This is a genomic window from Pseudomonas sp. FSL R10-1339 (assembly GCF_009600545.1).
GTDB lineage: Bacteria > Pseudomonadota > Gammaproteobacteria > Pseudomonadales > Pseudomonadaceae > Aquipseudomonas > Aquipseudomonas bubulae.
Genome location: NZ_WIVQ01000082.1, coordinates 1 through 19352 on the forward strand (window position 1 = coordinate 1; position 19352 = coordinate 19352).

Sequence of the window (19352 nt, forward strand, 5' to 3'; positions counted from 1 at the left end):
GCTCCACGACCTGGACTCGAACCAGGGACCCAATGATTAACAGTCATTTGCTCTACCAACTGAGCTATCGCGGAACTACATATTTCAATTTGTAACGTTGTTGCCTTACTGCTTAGCAACACTCTTCGAGTTCTTCGCATCGCTGCGTTGGCGTCTCTGAGGTCGGCTATTCTACAAGCTTTAAAAGCCTTGTCAACCCTTATTTTTCGTTAGAAGACAATTACTTAGCTCTTCCAGCGGGCTTCTCGGTTTGGGCCAAGTCGCTATTACGGGTTGCTTGCTGCGGGGCGCATATTACAAGCGTTTTCCTTACAGATCAACACCCTAGAAAAAAAAGGCCTCGCAAAGCGAGGCCTCTGTTAAAACACCGCTTTCAAACCTTATGCGAAGACGATTTCGTCGTCCTTCACGCTGGCTGTCACGGTGGTGCCAGGCAAGAACTGACCGGACAGGATCAGTTGTGCCAGCGGGTTTTCGATCCAGCGCTGGATCGCACGTTTCAGAGGGCGTGCGCCATAAACCGGGTCGTAACCAACCGCAATCAGCTTGTCCAGAGCATCCTGGTTCAGCTCAAGGCTCAAGTCACGCTCAGCCAGACGACTGCGCAGACGACCCAACTGGATTTCGGCGATGCCAGCAATCTGATCACGGGCCAGAGGCTCGAAGATCACCACTTCGTCGATCCGGTTCACGAACTCCGGACGGAAGTGGGTGCTGACCGCATCCATCACCGCTGCACGCTGTGCCTCGCGATCGCCCACCAGCTCCTGGATCTGTGCAGAGCCCAGGTTGGAGGTCATCACGATCACCGTGTTGCGGAAGTCCACGGTACGGCCGTGGCTGTCAGTCAGGCGACCGTCTTCCAGCACTTGCAGCAACACGTTGAACACGTCCGGGTGAGCCTTCTCGACTTCATCCAGCAGGATCACCGAGTAAGGCTTGCGCCGTACCGCTTCGGTCAGATAACCGCCTTCTTCGTAGCCCACATAGCCTGGTGGTGCACCGATCAGTCGAGCCACGGAATGTTTCTCCATGAACTCGGACATATCGATCCGCACCATCGCCTCTTCAGTATCAAAGAGGAACTCGGCCAGCGCCTTGCACAACTCGGTTTTACCCACACCGGTCGGGCCGAGGAACATGAACGAGCCGCTAGGACGGTTCGGGTCACTCAGGCCGGCACGGGAACGCCGCACGGCGTTGGACACAGCCACTACGGCCTCGTCCTGGCCAATCACGCGCTCATGCAACAGGCTTTCCATTTTCATCAGCTTGTCGCGTTCGCCTTCGAGCATCTTGGAGACCGGGATACCCGTCCACTTCGATACCACTTCCGCGATTTCCTCTTCAGTCACTTTGCTGCGCAACAACTGGTTTTCAGTTTTGCCGCTGTGCTCGTCGACCATCTGCAGGCTGCGTTCCAGATCAGGGATGATCCCGTACTGCAACTCGGCCATGCGGTTGAGGTTGCCGCTGCGGCGGGCCACTTCAAGCTCCTGGCGCGCCTGCTCGATTTTCTGCTGGATCTGGGCAGAACCCTGCACTTCGGCTTTTTCCGAGGTCCAGATCTCTTCGAGGTCCGAATATTCGCGCTCGTGACGCTCGATTTCTTCCTGCAATTTCTCGAGGCGTTTTTTCGCGGCCTCGTCTTCTTCTTTCTTCAACGCCTGGGCTTCAACCTTCAGTTGAATCAAGCGACGTTCAAGACGGTCCAGTACCTCAGGCTTGGAGTCGATCTCCATGCGGATACGGCTGGCAGCCTCGTCCATCAGGTCAATCGCCTTGTCCGGCAACTGCCGGTCGGTGATGTAACGATGGCTGAGTTTGACCGCCGCAATGATCGCACCGTCGGTAATCGCTACCTTGTGGTGAACTTCATAACGCTCTTTGAGGCCACGCAGGATCGCAATGGTGTCTTCTTCGCTCGGCTCGTCCACCAGTACTTTCTGGAAGCGACGCTCAAGTGCTGCGTCCTTCTCGATGTATTGGCGGTACTCGTTGAGCGTGGTCGCACCCACGCAGTGCAACTCACCGCGAGCCAGTGCAGGCTTGAGCATATTGCCCGCATCCATGGCACCCTCGCCTTTACCGGCGCCAACCATGACATGCAATTCGTCGATAAACAGGATGACTTGCCCTTCCTGCTTCGACAGCTCGTTAAGCACTGCTTTCAGGCGCTCCTCGAACTCACCGCGGAACTTGGCACCGGCAATCAGCGCACCGATGTCCAGGGACAGCAGACGTTTGCCCTTGAGGCCGTCAGGCACTTCGCCATTGATGATCCGTTGTGCCAGACCTTCGGCAATCGCGGTTTTACCCACGCCAGGCTCACCGATCAGTACCGGGTTGTTCTTGGTACGGCGCTGCAAGACCTGAATGGTGCGACGAATTTCATCGTCACGACCGATCACCGGGTCGAGCTTGCCCTCTTCGGCGCGCTTGGTCAGGTCAATGGTGTACTTGTCCAGCGCCTGGCGTGACTCTTCAACGTTCGGGTCATTGACCGCTTCGCCGCCACGCAGGTTGTTGATGGCATTTTCCAGGGCTTTCTTGCTCACGCCCTGACCCAGCAACAACTTGCCCAGCTTGCTGTTGTCGTCCATCGCCGCCAGCAATACAACTTCGCTGGTGATGTACTGGTCGCCTTTTTGCTGCGCCAGACGATCCGCCTGGTTCAACAGACGTGCCAAATCCTGCGACATGTTTACGTCGCCAGTCGGATTCTGAATTTTTGGCAGCTGATCGAGCTCTTTGGTCAGCTCTTTACGCAGGCTGTTTACATCGAAACCGACTTGCATCAGCAACGGCTTGATCGAACCGCCCTGCTGTTCCAGCAATGCCTGCATCAAGTGCGCAGGCTCGATGGCCGGATGATCGAGGCCAACGGCCAATGACTGAGCATCGGACAACGCCAATTGCAACTTGCTGGTTAATCTATCTATACGCATTCGTCACCTTCCTTATGAGCAGGCCGGAGGGATGGAAACTCCTGAATGAAGAAACCTGCCAGATACCATAGTAGATGCGGGCGATTACGAGAGTTTCAAGCGTTTGGAAAATGACGCAGATCAGCTGGACGGTCTTTCGATCCAAACCAGTGATGCGAAGCGGCCAGTATTGGGACTGCGCCGATAGGAGAAGAAACGCGGGTCGGTCACGGTGCAAAAACCCCCGCCGTACACAGCCGTGATACCGAAGCGGGCCAGACGCAAACGCGCCAGCTCATAGATATCGGCCATAAAACGCCCGGCATTGATGCTGGGCACAAAGGCGGCTTCGGCCTGGGGCATGTCTTTTACAAAGACCTCCCGCACCTCGGCCCCGACCTCAAATGCCTTGGGGCCAATGGCCGGCCCCAGCCACACAAGCAGCTCCTGTGGCGCAACATTGAGGCTTAGTGCGGCGGCTTCAAGCACCCCGGCCGCCAGCCCGCGCCAACCGGCATGGGCTGCCGCAACACGAGTGCCAGCACGATCGCAGAACAATGCAGGCAAACAATCCGCCGTCATTGCCGTACAGGCAATACCGGGGGTGGCCGTCCAGCTGGCATCGGCCTCAACAATCAGTTCGGGATTGGCAGGTGCGACCACAACCCCGTGAACCTGGCTAAGCCAGGCGGGCTGTACGTCAAAAATATGGGTAAGGCGATGGCGGTTATGCGCAACGGCAACAGGGTCGTCGCCTACATGGTCGCCCAGGTTGAAGCTGTCGAACGGCGCCACACTGACGCCGCCCGCACGGGTGGTCACACAGGCCCGGATGCCTGCCGGCGCTGGCCAGTCAGGAATCAGGAAGGTGTTCACCCGATAAATGCCTCACGGTCTTGCTTGAGCAACGTCAACAGCCAGACAAAGTCGTCAGGCAGTGCTGATTCCCAGCTCATGCGCTTACCGGTCGTCGGATGATCCAGCTCGAGGAAACGGGCATGGAGCGCCTGACGCGGGAAGTTTTTCAGGGACTCGACCATCGTCACGCTGGCAGACGGCGGAATACGGAAGCGACCGCCGTAAGCAGGGTCTCCGACCAACGGGAAGTTGATATGAGACATATGCACACGAATCTGGTGCGTACGACCGGTTTCCAGCTTTACCCGCACATGGGTGTGGGAACGGAAACGCTCAAGCACACGGTAATGACTGACCGCCTGCTTGCCGCCTTCCATTACCGCCATGCGCTGACGCTGCTGGCCGTGACGGCCGATAGGCGCGTCGATCTTGCCCCCGGCGGTCACGACACCGATAACGATGCACTCATAGATACGACTGACACTGCGGCTCTGCAACTGTGTAACCAGTTGTGTCTGCGCCTGAATGGTCTTGGCGACCACCATCAGACCGGTGGTGTCCTTGTCCAGGCGATGCACGATCCCCGCACGCGGCACATTGATAATGTCCGGTACGTGATGCAGCAAGGCATTGAGCAAAGTACCACTGGCATGCCCCGCAGCCGGGTGCACCACAAGGCCCGCAGGCTTGTTGATGACCAGGATGTCATCGTCTTCGTAGACGATATCCAGGGGGATGTCTTCAGCGATCCACTCACCCTGGGCTTCCTGCTCTGCAGTCAGCTCCAGGATGGCACCGCCGTGTACGATGTCACGGGGGCGTATGACGGCTCCGTCCACAGTAAGGCGGCCGTCTTTGATCCAGGCGGAAAGGCGCGAGCGCGAGTGCTCAGCGAATAATTGTGCGGCGACTTGATCGAGGCGTTGGCCACCCAGTTCGGACGGCACCTCTTCGCGAAGTTGAATTTTCTCGGACATGCTCATCAGGACCGCGCCAAGCCTTTGGTTTCGGCTGCGCGCTTGTGGTTAAATACGGCGTCTTTTGCCCCGAGGCTTTTCACGGGGCACTCATCATAACAGGACGGACCCGCCCAAGACAGCGGCCGTCATAGGGACGCAAGCCGCCATGCAAGTGAGACACCTGCTGCTGATCGCCATCCTCGCACTGACCGCCGCTTGCTCGTCGACTAAAGAAGTCGTTGACGAAAACCTCAGCGAAGTGGAGCTGTACCAGCAGGCACAGGCCGACCTGGACAACCACAGCTATACCAGTGCTACCGCCAAACTCAAGGCCCTTGAGTCACGCTACCCGTTCGGTCGCTACGCCGACCAGGCCCAGCTTGAACTTATTTACGCCTACTACAAGAACTCCGAGCCCGAAGCGGCCAAGTCGGCTGCCGAACGGTTTATCCGCCTGCATCCACAGCATCCGAACGTTGACTACGCCTACTACCTCAAGGGCCTGACCTCCTTTGACCAGGACGTTGGCCTGCTGGCGCGCTTCCTGCCGCTGGACATGAGCAAGCGTGACCCGGGCGCTGCACGCGACTCCTACAACGAGTTCGCCCAGCTCACCAGCCGCTTCCCCAACAGCCGCTACGCACCCGACGCCAAGCAGCGCATGATCTACCTGCGCAACCTGTTGGCAGCGTATGAAATCCACGTAGCCGATTACTACCTGACTCGTCAGGCTTATGTAGCCGCTGCCAACCGTGGCCGCTATGTGGTCGAAAACTTCCAGGAAACTCCTTCGGTCGGCGACGGCCTGGCGGTAATGGTTGAGTCCTACCAGCGCATGCATCTCGACCAGCTGGCCAACACCAGCCTTGAAGTGCTCAAGACCAACTACCCGGACCACCCGAGCCTGGTAGACGGCCAGTTTGTGCCGCAGGTTTCCGAGTCGGACAACCGTTCATGGCTGAGCAAGGCCACATTGGGCCTGATCGAATCCAGCACACCGCTGCCACCGGGTGAAACCCGTGCAAACATGGATATCCAGAAGCAGTACCAGGATGCCAAGGATGCAATCCCGGCAGAACTGAAGCCAAAGGATGCCGATGGCGACATCATCGAAGAACCGCAAGCTGAAGGTAAAAGCCGCTCCTGGTTCAGCTACATGACCCTGGGCCTGTTCGACTGATCGTTCAGCACATAAAAAAAGAGCTCTTCGGAGCTCTTTTTTTATGTTTGATTTACCGCTGTGCGCCTGCCAGGTCCTTGGCTAAACTGGTGCATCTTTTCTCGAATAGCGAATTACCATGCTTCGTTTACTGATCTGGGCAGCGCTGATTGCTGCAGGCGTTTGGCTGTGGCGCAAATACAAGACCGGTATGGCCGCGACCAAAAAACCGGTCGACCCGAGCGCTCAGCCAATGGTGCGCTGCGCCCACTGTGGCGTACACCTGCCCCGTGACCGCGCCCTGAGCCAGCAACAAGAGTGGTATTGCACCCAGCAGCATCTGGAGCAAGGGCCAAAACCAAGGGGTTAAGCCACCTGTGATCGCTGCCGCAGGCTACGACAGGAAAACGGCAACTGTGGGAGCGAGCCTGCTCGCGAAGGTCGTTCGCGAGCAGGCTCGCTCCCACAATAGGGCTTGATCTACAACAGAGTATCGACAGAAATCCCTCTGTGTTTGTAGCCGCTTAAATCCGCCCCTCTGGCGCATAAGGCGTCGGGTCGATAATCGGCTCACGCCCCAGCAGCAAGTCCGCGAATAATTGGCAGGACGCCGGTGCCAATACCAGACCGTTGCGATAGTGCCCGCAGTTGAGCCACAGACCATCAAAACCTGACACCCGCCCAATATACGGAATGCCCTCGGGCGAACCTGGCCGCAGCCCGGCCCAGTGCCCCACCACTTCAGCATCGGCCAGGGCCGGGATCAATTCGACTGCCGAGGCCTTGAGGCTCTCAAGGGCCGTAAGGGTCGGGGTTTTATCAAAGCCTTCATGCTCCAGCGTGCTACCGATCAGGATATGACCGTCGCGGCGGGGAATGGCATAACGCCCTTTTGCCAGCACCATGCACGACAAAAAGTCAGATGCGCATTTGTACAGGATCATCTGCCCCTTGACCGGCTCCACAGGCAACTCCAGCCCCAGCCCGCTCAACAACTCACCGCTCCAGGCCCCGGCCGACAACACCACCTCGTCGCCGCGAATCTCACCCCGGGCCGTATTGACCCCGCAAACTCTTTCGCCTTCGCGAACAAAGCCGAGCACCTCGCACTGCTCATGCACAGTGACATTCGGCATCGCCTGCAGTGCAGCCTTCAGCGATTTCACCAACCGCGGATTCCGCACATTGGCCACATTAGCCATATAAATTGCGTGTGCATAACCACCGCCCAGCACGGGCACGGCATCATGGACTGCCGACATATCGACCGCCCCCAGAGGTCGCCCTTCGCGCCCGGCCCACTCCAGCGCCTGAGCCTCATCATCCAGGTCCAGCCAGTACAGCCCGGTGGTGTGTACTTCAGGATCAATACCCGTCGAAGCAAACAGACGCTCGGCCAATTGCGGATAAAAGTCCTGAGACCAGTGCGCCAGGGCCGTTACAGCACAGTTATAGCGCCACGGATAAAGCGGCGAAACAATACCGCCGCCGGCCCAGGAGGACTCCTGGCCCGCCCCGCCACGCTCCAGCACAATCACCTGCTCTACATCAGCCGCCAGATTAAACGCAGTCAGCAGGCCTATGACACCGCCCCCGACAATCACCACCCGTTGCTGCCTAGCCATCTGTTAATCCAGCCCGTCATTCAAAATCAATCGTTAGCGCCCCCAACACTGCTGCATTGTCAGGCCAGGGGCGGCCTGGGTTATCGTTGCCATACCGGTGTGAGCCAGCGTAAAGCTCCCGCACGAATCCCCCGCCATTGCCGAACCTTGTTTGGGCGTCGCCTTCAGCCAGTAGCCGTGGTCGACGAGATCGGCACTGATGTCGTAGTGCTGATTGCCTGAACTAAGGTCTTTCATACCGCTATATACCGCGTTCTTTGTGTAAAAGCGCTCAAGACTTTGGGCTTGCTCCGTCAACAGGACAACAACTTGAGAGCGGTAAGCCCGCTTTACATAATCGCCGTACAACGGATAAACGAATGCGCCAAGGATACCGGTGATAACCACGACGATCATCAGTTCGATCAGGGTAAAACCTGCTACATACCTGTACATTTCGTGCGTCCTATTGCAGCTGTCGCCACATGACCCGGTGAAAACCCCTGGCAACACGCTCTTGCGAAGCGTTATCCGGCCCTTGATAACGCGCATAAATACTCTCCAGTACGGTGCGCGACTGCCCGTGCCAGCCAATACCGGTAACTCGATACAAACGGGTAGTGGTGGTCACTGGCAAATGGGCTGGCGTAATGCTTGGCCCAAGGTTCTGAACACCATACAGCCCGTTCGCAACGCTTATCCAACGTACCCCGGAGGCCGGATCGATGCCTGGCACAGCCTGAGTACGCACCTCTGGGGGCGGGTTACAGCTTGCTGGCGAAGTGCAAGGCATTACCCTGCCCCATTGGATCTGAAGCCAGGCCTCCCCGCTGCCAAGCGCCGCTTCTGCGGCCTGAAATGAGTGGTTGGCATGTTGAACGCCTGCAGACATTTTTTCCTGAAGGGTCGCACTGATCAATGCAGCCATCCCGATCAGGCTCAGCAACAGCATGAAAACCAGGCTGACCAGCAGTGCCATGCCGCGCTGACAAATCAATGGCAAAGGCATGATGCGCGCCCTAAGCCAGCCGGTTACGCAAAGCGACTTCCAACTGATAGACCTGGTCCTTGACCCGCCCGGCGCGGTCTCGCAATGTCAGGCCGATACGGATGCTGCGCAGACTGGAACCTTTGACCAGACGACTCTCATAACGCAGCACGGAGTGCGAACCTGCCGTCCCGGCCACGCCAAAACTCACGTCAAAGGCAGCCACATTATCGAGCAGCACCGCTTTATTGGGCCCGATCTTTAACTGCCCGTGCTCATGACGGTAAAACAATTCACGCACGGGAAATGCCGTTTCACCGGGAGCCAAAAACGACCTTGCCCCGGGATAGGCCCGGGCGAAACTTGTGCAGTCCGAGACCACAGTCCAGTCAGGCTTGGCAGCCTGAAGCGCCACGTCCGAACTGATCATGCGCAACACCCCCCTCTGCCAGGAGACCGGTGTTTTAAAAACAGAGGGCGCATCAACAATACGATCGACTGACAGGCAGCCAAACATGCCCGCCATGCGAATCTCCCGAGCCAGTTTACTCAGCACATAACGCGCATCCTCCTGCAGCCTTGCCGACGACCGCTTGCTTAAGTAAGCCTCGCGGCTGCTTGAGAAAATCTGCGTCATGCCCAGCACTACCAGCATTCCCAGCGCCAGAGCCACCATCAGCTCGATCAGGCCAAAACCTGAACGGGGATTGCTCATGATGACCCGGCCCCGGCATGACCGCTCGACAAGGGGTGGACGACCTCCGCGCGCATCTGATCCAGCCTGCTGTAGGCAATAAAACTGTCCTGGGTGCTTATCAGCGCGCTTGCCGTATGTTTCAAGGCATTGAGTTGCATAGCAGCAGAGCCCATCAGGCTGATAAACAGAATCAACAGCGCGATAAGCACTTCGATCAAGCTCATCCCGTCTTGTCGACTTTTAACTAATCGAGGCATCCGAATCGTCCATATCAGAGGGTTCGACGGCACGCCCTGTGCCGCCCAGACAAAAGCCTAGCCTCCCCCGCTGCTCTGCACGGCAGGACGAAGCCAAGCAAACCAGCCGGATTTTTCGCCTGACTTCGTAAGCTGTTAACGGTGAGAAAACATGATGAAACCATTGCCGTGAACCTGTAGTGCCAGAGTTCGCTATACAGAGAAAACACACTTGAACCGTCCAGGGAGGACGCTATGCATCAACGTGGCATGAGTCTGATCCAGCTGCTACTGACGCTGACGATCGTGGCGCTTACGGCCCGTTTTGCCAGCCCGGCCTATAGCGCCCTTGTCGAGCATCATCAGCGTCAGATCACTGCCGAACAACTGGCCAGCAGCCTGCGCAATGCACGCGCACAAGCACTGCTACGCCAACAATTTGTGGTGGTTTATCCGTACGAAGAAGATTGGAGCCGAGGCTGGAGGACGATTCTGGACTTGAGCGGCCAAGGCCATCTGGACAAGGGCAACCCGGTGCTGGTCGAGTCACAGGGCAGTGGGCGCATACCCATTGCGGGCAATACACCGGTTAAACGGTATGTGCGCTTCAACCCGCTGGGCGAGCCACAACTGATTGGAGGCGCCTTTCAAGCCGGGACACTGCATGTTTGTCAGGCAAGGACTGCACAGAGCCACTATCAAGTGGTGCTGGCCAAGAGCGGGCGCATCAGCCTGCGCAGCGATAAAACTGCACAGGCCTTATGCAGGCACGCTTAGGTAATGGCGCGAACGCGCAACTCTTTGGGCATGGAGAACGTAACATTCTCTTCACGGCCGGCCAGCTCGTCGGCACCGGTTGCGCCCCAGGCATGCAGCTGTTGAATCACGCCACGTACCAGTACCTCTGGGGCCGATGCACCGGCGGTGATACCGATGCTGTTTACGCCGTCGAACCAGCTTTTTTGCAGGTCTTCAGCACCGTCGATCAGGTAGGCGGGGGTCTGCATACGCTCCGCCAGTTCGCGCAGGCGGTTGGAGTTGGAGCTGTTCGGGCTGCCAACTACCAACACGACATCGCACTCATCAGCCAGTTGCTTGACCGCATCCTGACGGTTTTGCGTGGCATAGCAGATATCGTCCTTGCGCGGTCCGCCAATGGCCGGGAAGCGCGAACGCAGGGCGTCGATCACACGACTGGTGTCGTCCATCGACAAGGTTGTCTGGGTTACAAAGGCCAGTTTTTCCGGGTCTTTGACCTGCAGGTTCGCAACATCCTTTTCATCTTCGACCAGGTAGATCGCGCCACCATTACTGGCGTCGTACTGGCCCATGGTGCCTTCGACTTCCGGATGACCGGCATGACCAATCAAAATGCACTCACGGCCATCACGGCTATAGCGCGCGACCTCAATATGCACCTTTGTCACCAGCGGGCAGGTCGCGTCGAACACCTTGAGACCACGCCCGGCAGCCTCTGTACGCACGGCCTGGGAAACGCCGTGGGCACTGAATATCACAATGACGTCGTCCGGCACCTGATCCAGCTCTTCGACGAAAATAGCGCCACGGGAACGCAGGTCTTCAACGACAAATTTGTTGTGCACCACTTCGTGGCGAACATAGATAGGCGGACCGAAAACTTCCAGAGCACGATTGACGATTTCAATCGCACGGTCCACCCCGGCGCAGAAGCCACGGGGGTTGGCGAGTTTGATATGCATGCTGGGCCTCGTGGGACGCGCAGAAAAATAATGCCAATCAGGCCCGGCCGCAGCCGGGCACTGGATTACAGCGCTTGAACGTCTTTGATTTCCACGTCGAAGGTCAGGGTTTTGCCTGCCAGCGGATGGTTGAAATCAATGGTGACTTGCTCGTCATCGAACTCTTTGACCACACCCGGAAGCTCGGTGTTGGCCGCATCATTGAAGATCACCAGCAAACCTTGCGACAACTCCATGTCCTTGAACTGCGAACGCGGAATGATCTGCACGTTTTGCGGGTTAGGCTGGCCAAAGGCGTTTTCCGGAAGAATCTCCAGTGTGCGCTTGTCACCCGCCTTGAAACCGAACAACGCCGCTTCAAACCCTGGCAGCAAGCTGCCATCACCCACCTTGAAAGTGGCCGGGGATTTGTCGAAGGTGCTGTCAACGGTGTCGCCATTTTCCAGACGCAAAGCAAAATGCAGAGTGACCTGCGTGTTCTGACCAATACGCTGCTCAGTCATGAGCGGGTTCCTCGGGCTTTTTACTTTTGAACATATCCAGTGCCAGCATCACGGCACCTACGCAAATCGCACTGTCGGCGAAGTTGAACGCAGGGAAGTACCAGCGATTTTGCCAATGCACCAGAATGAAATCGACCACATGACCGTAGACAATACGGTCATACAGGTTACCCAGTGCGCCGCCCAGAATCAGGGCAAGGGCAATGGCCAACCAGGTGTCATTGCGCCCCAGACGCTTGAGCCAGACCACCAGCACGGCACTGACCACGACCGCGATCAGGGCAAACAGCCAGCGCTGCCAGCCGGCACTGTCCGCCAGGAAGCTGAAGGCCGCACCGGTGTTGTAAGCCAGGGTCCAGCTGAACAGGTCGGGAATCACCACAATCTGCTGGTACATCTGCAGCGAATTGTCGAAGTAGACCTTGCTGGTCAGGTCAATGACCAGGACCAGCACAGTCAACCAGAGCCAGCCCAGGCGCCCGAAGCGCCCGGTAGTGCTGGTATTAGGCATAGTGACGTACCTCACCAGCGCCGCTGATATTGTCTACACAACGACCGCAGATTTCAGGGTGCTCGGGGTTAACGCCGACGTCTTCACGGCAGTGCCAGCAACGGGCGCACTTGGCATGGGCCGACTTGACCACCTTGAGTTTGAGGCCAGCCACTTCGGTAACCACGGCATCTGCTGGAGCCTGCGCAAAAGGCGCAACGCTGGCAGTGGAGGTGATCAACACGAAACGCAGCTCGTTGCTCAACTTGGACAAATCAGCAGCCAGCTGATCTTCGGCGAACAGGGTCACTTCTGCTTGCAAGTTACCGCCAATGGCCTTGGCTGCGCGCAAGTTTTCCATTTCCTTGTTGACCGCAACCTTGACCGCCATGATTCGCTCCCAGTAGGCGCGATCCAGTTCGGTGCCTTCCGGCAGTTCAGTCAGGCCTTCGTACCAGGTGTTGAGCATCACCGATTCGTTGCGCTCGCCCGGCAGGTACTGCCACAACTCATCAGCGGTGAACGCCAGGATCGGAGCGATCCAGCGCACCAGCGCTTCAGAGATGTGGAACAGCGCGGTCTGGCACGAACGGCGAGCCTTGCTGTTGGCGCCGGTGGTGTACTGGCGGTCCTTGATGATGTCGAGATAGAAACCGCCCAGCTCCTGAACGCAGAAGTTGTGCACCTTGGAGTACACGTTCCAGAAACGGTATTCGCCGTAATGCAGCTCCAGCTCACGTTGCAGCAGCAACGCACGATCCACCGCCCAACGGTCCAGTGCCAGCATTTCTTCGGCAGGCAGGATGTCGGTGGCTGGATTGAAACCGGTCAGGTTCGACAGCAGGAAGCGTGCGGTATTGCGGATACGTCGGTAGGCGTCCGCACTGCGCTGCAGGATCTGGTCGGAAACCGCGATTTCGCCCGAGTAGTCGGTCGAGGCAACCCACAGACGCATGATGTCGGCGCCCAGGGTGTCGTTGACCTTTTGCGGTGCAATCACGTTGCCCAGCGACTTGGACATCTTGCGGCCCGCTTCGTCCACGGTAAAACCGTGGGTCAGCAGCTCGCGGTACGGCGCGTGGTTGTCGATGGCGCAACCCGTCAGCAACGACGAGTGGAACCAGCCACGGTGCTGGTCGGAGCCTTCAAGGTAGAGATCAGCGCGTGGGCCGGTTTCATGACCCATCGGGTGCGAACCGCGAAGGACATGCCAGTGCGTGGTGCCCGAATCGAACCAGACGTCGAGGGTATCGCTGATCTTGTCGTACAGCGGCGCTTCGTCGCCCAGCAGCTCGGCAGCATCCAGCTTGAACCACGCCTCGATGCCTTCGACTTCAACGCGCTTGGCCACTTCTTCCATCATTTCGACGGTGCGCGGGTGCAGCTCGCCGCTTTCCTTGTTCAGGAAAAACGGGATCGGCACGCCCCAGTTGCGTTGACGCGAGATGCACCAGTCCGGGCGGTTGGCGATCATCGAGTGCAGGCGCGCCTGACCCCAGGCCGGAACGAACTGGGTGTCTTCGATCGCTTGCAGCGCACGGGTGCGCAAGGTATCGCCATCAGTCGGCTGCTTGTCCATACCGATAAACCACTGGGCGGTGGCACGGTAGATCAGCGGCGTCTTGTGGCGCCAGCAGTGCATATAGCTGTGGCTGATGGTCTCGGTGAACATCAACGAACCGACTTCGATCAGCTTGTCGATGATGTTCTGGTTGGCCTTCCAGATGAACTGGCCACCGAAGAACTCCAGCGACGGCACGTAAACGCCATTGCTTTGCACCGGGTTGATGATGTCGTCGTTGACCATGCCATAGGCTTTGCAGGTCACGAAGTCGTCTACGCCGTAGGCTGGAGCCGAGTGAACCACACCAGTGCCAGCACCCAGCTCAACGTAGTCGGCCAGATAAACAGGCGACAGACGGTCATAGAACGGGTGACGGAAGTTGATCAGTTCAAGCGCTGAGCCAGTGGTGGTCGCGATGACCGAACCCTGCAGGTTGTAACGCGCCAGACTCGATTCGACCAGTTCTTCAGCCAGTACCAGCAACTTGTCGCCCACGTCGACCAGCGCGTAGGTGAATTCCGGGTGTACGTTAAGCGCCTGGTTGGCCGGAATGGTCCACGGGGTGGTGGTCCAGATCACGATCGAAGCAGGTTTGCTCAGTGCCGCCAGACCAAAGGCCTCTGCCAGCCTGGCTTCGTCGGCAACCGGGAAGGCAACGTCGATGGCCGCAGACTTCTTGTCCTGGTATTCAACTTCAGCTTCAGCCAGGGCCGAACCGCAATCGAAGCACCAGTTCACCGGCTTGAGGCCCTTGAACACAAAACCGCCCTTGACGATCTCAGCCAAAGCACGGATTTCACCGGCTTCGTTTTTGAAGTCCATGGTCTTGTACGGGTTGGCGAAATCACCCAGCACACCCAGACGGATGAACTCGGATTTCTGCCCCTCGATCTGCTCGGTGGCGTAGGCACGGCACAGCTCGCGGGTTTTATCCGCGCTCAGGTTTTTACCGTGGGTCACTTCGACCTTGTGTTCAATCGGCAAACCATGGCAATCCCAGCCCGGCACATACGGCGCGTCAAAACCCGACAGGGTCTTGGAGCGGATGATCATGTCTTTCAGAATCTTGTTCAGCGCATGACCGATATGGATAGTGCCGTTGGCGTACGGAGGACCGTCGTGAAGTACGAACTTCGGGCGATCCTTGCCAATCTCGCGCAACTTCCCGTACAGGCCAATGCTGTCCCAGCGCTGCAAAATTTGCGGTTCGCGCTGTGGCAGGCCGGCCTTCATTGGGAAGGCGGTGTCCGGGAGGTTTAGCGTGGCTTTGTAGTCGGTCATTTCAGGCTCTTTTTAAGCGGTTGACCCAGCCAAAAGGCTCGGGCGGCGGCGACGTCCGCATTGATCGCCGTCTTGAGCGCCTCCAGGGAGGCGAAACGCTGCTCATCACGCAGCTTGTGGTGGAATGCCACGTTCAAACGCCGACCATACAGATCGCCGGCGAAATCCAACAGATGTACTTCAAGATGGGCGCTGCCATCCCCTGCTACGGTTGGCCGCACGCCGATATTGGCGACGCCGGGCCAGGTTTTACCGTCGATCTCGACGCTGGCCAGGTACACCCCGGTCAACGGCACACGACGACGCTTGAGCTGAATATTGGCGGTCGGCGTGCCCAACTGGCGCGCCAGTTTTTGCCCGTGCAATACCCGGCCAGCGATTTGAAAAGGGCGCCCCAGCAAACGCTCTGCCAGGGAGAAGTCGGCACTGGCCAGAGCATCACGCACCTTGGTGCTGCTGATGCGTACGCCATCAAGCTCAACCGTTTGCGCCGCCTCGACGGTGAAACCCTGCATCTGGCCAGCCTGCTGCAAAAAGTCAAAATCGCCGACGCGATCGCAGCCAAAACGGAAGTCGTCACCGACCTCCAGATGCTGCACGCCCAGGCCGTCGACCAGAATGGTATCGACGAATTCGGCGGCGCTGAGCTTGCACAGACGTTGATTGAACGCCAGGCACAGCACCCGGTCGACTCCGGCGTCTGCCAGCAGTTGCAACTTGTCGCGCAACCGGGCCAGACGTGCAGGAGCCGTATCCGGGGCGAAGAATTCGCGCGGCTGCGGCTCGAAAATCACCACGCAGCTGGGCACGCCCAACTCCAGTGCACGCTCACGCAGCCGGCCCAGGATAGCCTGGTGACCACGGTGTACACCGTCAAAGTTGCCAATAGTGGCGACACAGCCCCGATGCTGGGGCCGCAGATTGTGAAGGCCTAGAACCAGCTGCATAACGCGCTTCTTGCTCATAAAGTGGTCGATTATAACCACACCCGGCCCAGTACGACAGGCAACAGCGCAAGGCAAATCGGGTCAATTCGACAAAATCGACGTCTGACCCGTCATTAGCTTACATAAGTGACTTGCGGGCGAAATCCTTCAAACGCAGCCCCAACAGCAGCAGCATACCGAAATACGCCAGCACGCCCGCGACAACCAAGCCGCCCAGACGAATAAAGCGCTCCAGCATATTGCCGTGATCCCAGGCCGGCATCAGGTGCATCAAGCCCAGCAATACCGCCGACATCACGGCTACGGCCAGCACCAGCTTGAACAGGTATTTGGTCCAGCCCGGCTGGGCGACAAACAGCTTTTGCCGGCGCAACTGCCAGAACAGCAGCCCGGCATTGATACAGGCGCCTACGCTGATGGCCAACGCCAGCCCCGCATGCTGCAACGGCACGATAAAGACCAAGTTGAGCAACTGCGTCACCACCAGGGTGAATACCGCTATTTTGACTGGCGTGCGAATGTTTTGCTGTGCATAAAAGCCTGGCGCCAACACCTTGATAATGATGATTCCGAGCAGGCCCAGCGAATAAGCGATCAATGCACGCTGGGTCATGGCCGCATCCAGCGCCGTGAACTGGCCGTACTGGAACAGTGAAACGGTAAGCGGCTCGGACAGGATGGCCAGCGCCAGGGAACATGGAAGCACCAGCACAAAACACAGGCGCAAGCCCCAGTCGAGAATACGCGAATACTCCTGACGGTCTTTGTTGGCGTAGGTCTTGGACAGGGTTGGCAGCAGGATGGTGCCCAGCGCCACCCCCAGCACTCCTGAAGGCAACTCCATTAGACGGTCCGCGTAGTACATCCATGACACCGATCCAGCCACAAGGAATGAGGCAAATATCGTATTGATGATCAGAGAGATCTGACTGACCGAGACCCCAAGGATGGCTGGCAGCATCTGTTTCATCACCCGCCACACGCCGGTATCGCGCAAATTGAGCCTTGGCAGCACCAGCATGCCGATCTTTTTCAGGTGTGGCAGTTGAAACAGCAACTGCGCCAGACCACCCACCAGCACGGCCCAGCCCAGAGCCATCACCGGCGGATCGAAATACGGCGTCAGGAACAACGCAAACACAATCATGCTGACGTTAAGCAGGGTCGGCACAAAGGCCGGCACCGCAAAACGGTTCCAGGTATTGAGGATCGCCCCCGCCAGGGATGACAGCGAGATCAGCAGGATATAAGGGAAGGTGACCCGCAGCATGTCGCTGGTGAGCTCGAATTTTTCAGGGGTCGTGGCGAACCCCGGGGCCGTTGCCCAGATGACCCAGGGGGCCGCCACCATGCCCAGCACGGTGACAATGGCCAGCACCAGGGTCAAAAGCCCGGCGACATAAGCGACAAAAGTGCGGGTCGCCTCCTCGCCCTGCTGGCTTTTGTACTCGGCCAGAATCGGCACAAAGGCCTGGGAAAAAGCGCCCTCGGCGAAGATCCTGCGCAGCAGGTTTGGCAGTTTGAAGGCAATAAAGAATGCATCCGTGGCCATTCCGGCACCGAAGGCACGGGCAATAATGGTGTCGCGAATGAAGCCCAGAACCCTGGAAATCATGGTGATTGAGCTGACGGCAGCCAACGACTTGAGCAAATTCATTGAAAGAGTTTTTGCCTATAGAGAAAGAGCAGGCGAACAAAGCGCCCACTTATGCGATACTGCGCGCCGCAACAGCACAGAGCCAAGCTCGCGAGTTTACAGGTCAAGCGCCGGAAATAAATATCCCGTCTGCCTCGATCCACCACTCAGCGGATCGCATCAAACGCCCTTGACAAGAGTTCTCGTCATCGGCATGATTCGCGGCCTATTTTGTTTGTTATTTCCCAAAAGTCTTTCGAGGAGCTCGACGGTGGCCAACACACCTTCCGCCAAAAAACGTGCAAAACAGGCTGAGAAGCGTCGCAGCCACAACGCCAGCCTGCGTTCCATGGTTCGTACCTACATCAAGAATGTAGTTAAAGCCATCGACGCAAAAGACGCTGCTAAAGCGCAAGCTGCTTATGTTCTGGCTGTTCCTGTTATCGACCGTATGGCCGATAAAGGTATCATCCACAAGAACAAAGCTGCTCGCCATAAGAGCCGCCTGAATGGCCACGTCAAGGCGTTGAACCTTGCGACTGCTGCTTAAGCGATAAGCTTTTTAAAAAACCGACCTTAGGGTCGGTTTTTTATTGCCTGCGATTTGATCAGCGTACGAAAAACCCTGTAGATACTCTGCGACAGACCTAGCCCACCTGCCAGCGGGCGCGACGACGCGACAATTCAGAGCCCAGCGCAATCAAAAGCCCCTCACCCCAACCCTCCCCCAAGGGAGAGGGAGCTGATCAACTGAGATCTTGAGGGTGCGCGCAGTCAGTCCCCTCTCCCTCCTGGAGAGGGACGAAGCAGCTACAAAGTGGCGAAAAAACGGCAAAAAAAAGCCGCGACAAGCGCGGCTTTTCTTGAGCAACGTTACTCGTGCGGCCACGGCAAAATCGGGATTGCCGTTACGGCATTCTGCGGACTGCCTTCGATCAAGCGGTCGCTGTACACCAGATACACCAGCGTATTACGCTTTTTATCCAGGAAACGCACCACCTGCATGGTCTTGAAGACCAGCGAAGTCCGCTCCTTGAACACCTCATCACCCTCTTTCAGGTCACCCTTGAAGCTGATCGGCCCGGTCTGACGGCAGGCAATCGACGCCTCGGCGCGATCTTCAGCCAAACCCAGACCACCTTTCATGCCACCCGTCTTGGCACGAGAAAGGTAGCAAGTCACGCCATCTACCTTGGGATCATCGAATGCTTCTACGACGATACGGTCATTAGGCCCGACAAATTTGAAGACCGTCGACACCGAGCCAATTTCTTCCGCCGAGGCCATTAGCGGCATCGCCAACATCAAACCCAATAAACCGCCAATCAAGCGCATACCACACCTCAAATTCAAACCAGAATCAGGTTATCGCGATGAACCAGCTCAGGTTCCGCCATATAACCCAACAAGCCGACAATCGCATCCGACGATTGCCCGATAATTTTTTGCGCCTCGGCAGCACTGTAGTTGGCCAGGCCACGAGCGATCTCCCGCCCGTCCGGCGCGACGCACACCACCATCTCGCCACGACGGAAACCGCCCTGAACCGCCTTGACCCCTACAGGCAACAGGCTTTTATTGCCCTTGGACAAGGCCGCCACAGCGCCTTCATCCAGCACCAGCGTGCCACGGGTCTGCAAGTGTCCGGCCAGCCACTGCTTGCGCGCAGCCAGCAGGCCACGCTCCGGGGACAGCAAGGTACCCAGTCGCTCGCCCGCCTTGAGACGATCCAGCACCCGCTCCAGACGCCCACCCACAATGATCGTGTGCGCACCGGAACGC

Annotated in this window: 20 protein-coding genes and 1 tRNA gene; 4 read left to right on the plus strand and 17 right to left on the minus strand. The window is 57.8% G+C overall.

Going from position 1 to position 19352, the window contains the following annotated elements:
• Window position 1 precedes the first annotated feature (1 nt).
• The 4 genes from GHO03_RS18860 to rluD all read right to left on the minus strand — a co-directional run bounded on the left by GHO03_RS18860 (window position 2) and on the right by rluD (window position 4762).
• Window positions 2-74 (minus strand) — tRNA-Asn (locus tag GHO03_RS18860).
• Window positions 75-380: 306 nt separating this feature from the next.
• A complete protein-coding gene (gene clpB, locus GHO03_RS18865) occupies window positions 381-2948 on the minus strand; it encodes an ATP-dependent chaperone ClpB (protein ID WP_094999335.1) in 2568 nt (855 codons plus the stop codon).
• A gap of 120 nt (window positions 2949-3068) precedes the next feature.
• Complete coding sequence (gene pgeF / locus GHO03_RS18870) at window positions 3069-3803, minus strand: peptidoglycan editing factor PgeF (protein ID WP_094999336.1); 735 nt, start codon at window positions 3801-3803, stop codon at window positions 3069-3071.
• Window positions 3800-4762, minus strand: a complete 963-nt coding sequence (gene rluD, locus GHO03_RS18875; RefSeq protein WP_094999964.1) for a 23S rRNA pseudouridine(1911/1915/1917) synthase RluD — start codon at window positions 4760-4762, stop codon at window positions 3800-3802. The genes pgeF and rluD overlap by 4 nt, the downstream gene beginning before the upstream one ends.
• 148 nt (window positions 4763-4910) lie before the next feature.
• Here rluD and GHO03_RS18880 point away from each other — a divergent pair, with 148 nt between their 5' ends.
• On the plus strand, window positions 4911-5924 hold the full coding sequence (locus tag GHO03_RS18880) for an outer membrane protein assembly factor BamD (RefSeq protein ID WP_094999337.1): 1014 nt from the start codon (window positions 4911-4913) through the stop codon (window positions 5922-5924).
• A gap of 118 nt (window positions 5925-6042) precedes the next feature.
• Complete coding sequence (locus GHO03_RS18885) at window positions 6043-6273, plus strand: PP0621 family protein (protein ID WP_094999338.1); 231 nt, start codon at window positions 6043-6045, stop codon at window positions 6271-6273.
• A gap of 154 nt (window positions 6274-6427) precedes the next feature.
• On the opposite strand, the gene thiO is transcribed toward GHO03_RS18885, so the two are convergent.
• Genes thiO through pilV form a run of 5 tightly spaced genes read right to left on the minus strand, consistent with a single transcriptional unit; the run spans window position 6428 to window position 9449 of the window.
• A complete protein-coding gene (thiO, locus tag GHO03_RS18890; protein WP_095018372.1) occupies window positions 6428-7528 on the minus strand; it encodes a glycine oxidase ThiO in 1101 nt (366 codons plus the stop codon).
• 33 nt (window positions 7529-7561) lie between these two features.
• Window positions 7562-7963 (minus strand): type IV pilin protein, encoded by a 402-nt coding sequence (locus GHO03_RS18895; RefSeq protein WP_095023416.1) that lies wholly within the window; start codon window positions 7961-7963, stop codon window positions 7562-7564.
• A 10-nt stretch (window positions 7964-7973) separates the two neighbouring features.
• Window positions 7974-8516, minus strand: coding sequence for a PilX N-terminal domain-containing pilus assembly protein (locus GHO03_RS18900; protein ID WP_095031754.1), 543 nt, complete (start codon window positions 8514-8516; stop codon window positions 7974-7976).
• 10 nt (window positions 8517-8526) lie between these two features.
• Window positions 8527-9210, minus strand: coding sequence for a PilW family protein (locus GHO03_RS18905; protein WP_153400343.1), 684 nt, complete (start codon window positions 9208-9210; stop codon window positions 8527-8529).
• Window positions 9207-9449, minus strand: coding sequence for a type IV pilus modification protein PilV (gene pilV, locus GHO03_RS18910; protein WP_094999343.1), 243 nt, complete (start codon window positions 9447-9449; stop codon window positions 9207-9209). Before pilV ends, GHO03_RS18905 begins: the two co-directional genes overlap by 4 nt.
• A gap of 234 nt (window positions 9450-9683) precedes the next feature.
• On the opposite strand from pilV, the gene GHO03_RS18915 reads away from it, so the two are divergent.
• Window positions 9684-10205: a GspH/FimT family protein gene (locus GHO03_RS18915; protein WP_240043139.1), complete on the plus strand. Its 522-nt coding sequence runs from the start codon at window positions 9684-9686 to the stop codon at window positions 10203-10205.
• Here the strand turns inward: GHO03_RS18915 and ispH are convergent.
• The 6 genes from ispH to murJ all read right to left on the minus strand — a co-directional run bounded on the left by ispH (window position 10202) and on the right by murJ (window position 17591).
• Entirely contained in the window at window positions 10202-11149 is a 948-nt protein-coding gene (ispH, locus tag GHO03_RS18920; protein WP_094999344.1) for a 4-hydroxy-3-methylbut-2-enyl diphosphate reductase, read from the minus strand. The genes GHO03_RS18915 and ispH overlap by 4 nt on opposite strands.
• 65 nt (window positions 11150-11214) lie before the next feature.
• Window positions 11215-11652 (minus strand): FKBP-type peptidyl-prolyl cis-trans isomerase, encoded by a 438-nt coding sequence (gene fkpB, locus GHO03_RS18925; protein WP_086795845.1) that lies wholly within the window; start codon window positions 11650-11652, stop codon window positions 11215-11217.
• Entirely contained in the window at window positions 11645-12163 is a 519-nt protein-coding gene (lspA, locus tag GHO03_RS18930) for a signal peptidase II (RefSeq protein WP_094999345.1), read from the minus strand. Before lspA ends, fkpB begins: the two co-directional genes overlap by 8 nt.
• Window positions 12156-14987: an isoleucine--tRNA ligase gene (gene ileS, locus GHO03_RS18935; RefSeq protein ID WP_095018377.1), complete on the minus strand. Its 2832-nt coding sequence runs from the start codon at window positions 14985-14987 to the stop codon at window positions 12156-12158. Before ileS ends, lspA begins: the two co-directional genes overlap by 8 nt.
• A complete protein-coding gene (gene ribF, locus GHO03_RS18940; protein ID WP_094999347.1) occupies window positions 14984-15934 on the minus strand; it encodes a bifunctional riboflavin kinase/FAD synthetase in 951 nt (316 codons plus the stop codon). Before ribF ends, ileS begins: the two co-directional genes overlap by 4 nt.
• A 118-nt stretch (window positions 15935-16052) precedes the next feature.
• Window positions 16053-17591 carry a murein biosynthesis integral membrane protein MurJ gene (murJ, locus tag GHO03_RS18945; RefSeq protein WP_095018378.1) on the minus strand — a complete coding sequence of 513 codons (1539 nt, stop codon included), beginning with the start codon at window positions 17589-17591 and terminating at the stop codon, window positions 16053-16055.
• 250 nt (window positions 17592-17841) lie between these two features.
• On the opposite strand from murJ, the gene rpsT reads away from it, so the two are divergent.
• Window positions 17842-18120 carry a 30S ribosomal protein S20 gene (gene rpsT, locus GHO03_RS18950; RefSeq protein WP_003443902.1) on the plus strand — a complete coding sequence of 93 codons (279 nt, stop codon included), beginning with the start codon at window positions 17842-17844 and terminating at the stop codon, window positions 18118-18120.
• 323 nt (window positions 18121-18443) lie between these two features.
• On the opposite strand, the gene GHO03_RS18955 is transcribed toward rpsT, so the two are convergent.
• Both GHO03_RS18955 and GHO03_RS18960 read right to left on the minus strand, forming a co-directional pair.
• Window positions 18444-18905, minus strand: a complete 462-nt coding sequence (locus GHO03_RS18955; protein ID WP_094999349.1) for a CreA family protein — start codon at window positions 18903-18905, stop codon at window positions 18444-18446.
• A 14-nt stretch (window positions 18906-18919) separates the two neighbouring features.
• A partial coding sequence (locus GHO03_RS18960) for a PUA domain-containing protein (protein ID WP_368668069.1) occupies window positions 18920-19352 on the minus strand: 433 nt, incomplete at its 5' end.

Excerpts from the sequence above, each read along its gene's own strand:
- clpB (WP_094999335.1), bottom strand. The coding sequence starts at position 2,948 with ATGCGTATAGATAGATTAACCAGCAAGTTGCAATTGGCGTTGTCCGAT.
- rluD (WP_094999964.1), bottom strand. The coding sequence starts at position 4,762 with ATGTCCGAGAAAATTCAACTTCGCGAAGAGGTGCCGTCCGAACTGGGT.
- GHO03_RS18880 (WP_094999337.1), top strand. The coding sequence starts at position 4,911 with ATGCAAGTGAGACACCTGCTGCTGATCGCCATCCTCGCACTGACCGCC.
- GHO03_RS18885 (WP_094999338.1), top strand. The coding sequence starts at position 6,043 with ATGCTTCGTTTACTGATCTGGGCAGCGCTGATTGCTGCAGGCGTTTGG.
- thiO (WP_095018372.1), bottom strand. The coding sequence starts at position 7,528 with ATGGCTAGGCAGCAACGGGTGGTGATTGTCGGGGGCGGTGTCATAGGC.
- GHO03_RS18895 (WP_095023416.1), bottom strand. The coding sequence starts at position 7,963 with ATGTACAGGTATGTAGCAGGTTTTACCCTGATCGAACTGATGATCGTC.
- GHO03_RS18900 (WP_095031754.1), bottom strand. The coding sequence starts at position 8,516 with ATGCCTTTGCCATTGATTTGTCAGCGCGGCATGGCACTGCTGGTCAGC.
- GHO03_RS18905 (WP_153400343.1), bottom strand. The coding sequence starts at position 9,210 with ATGAGCAATCCCCGTTCAGGTTTTGGCCTGATCGAGCTGATGGTGGCT.
- pilV (WP_094999343.1), bottom strand. The coding sequence starts at position 9,449 with ATGCCTCGATTAGTTAAAAGTCGACAAGACGGGATGAGCTTGATCGAA.
- GHO03_RS18915 (WP_240043139.1), top strand. The coding sequence starts at position 9,684 with ATGCATCAACGTGGCATGAGTCTGATCCAGCTGCTACTGACGCTGACG.
- ispH (WP_094999344.1), bottom strand. The coding sequence starts at position 11,149 with ATGCATATCAAACTCGCCAACCCCCGTGGCTTCTGCGCCGGGGTGGAC.
- fkpB (WP_086795845.1), bottom strand. The coding sequence starts at position 11,652 with ATGACTGAGCAGCGTATTGGTCAGAACACGCAGGTCACTCTGCATTTT.
- lspA (WP_094999345.1), bottom strand. The coding sequence starts at position 12,163 with ATGCCTAATACCAGCACTACCGGGCGCTTCGGGCGCCTGGGCTGGCTC.
- ileS (WP_095018377.1), bottom strand. The coding sequence starts at position 14,987 with ATGACCGACTACAAAGCCACGCTAAACCTCCCGGACACCGCCTTCCCA.
- ribF (WP_094999347.1), bottom strand. The coding sequence starts at position 15,934 with ATGCAGCTGGTTCTAGGCCTTCACAATCTGCGGCCCCAGCATCGGGGC.
- murJ (WP_095018378.1), bottom strand. The coding sequence starts at position 17,591 with ATGAATTTGCTCAAGTCGTTGGCTGCCGTCAGCTCAATCACCATGATT.
- GHO03_RS18955 (WP_094999349.1), bottom strand. The coding sequence starts at position 18,905 with ATGCGCTTGATTGGCGGTTTATTGGGTTTGATGTTGGCGATGCCGCTA.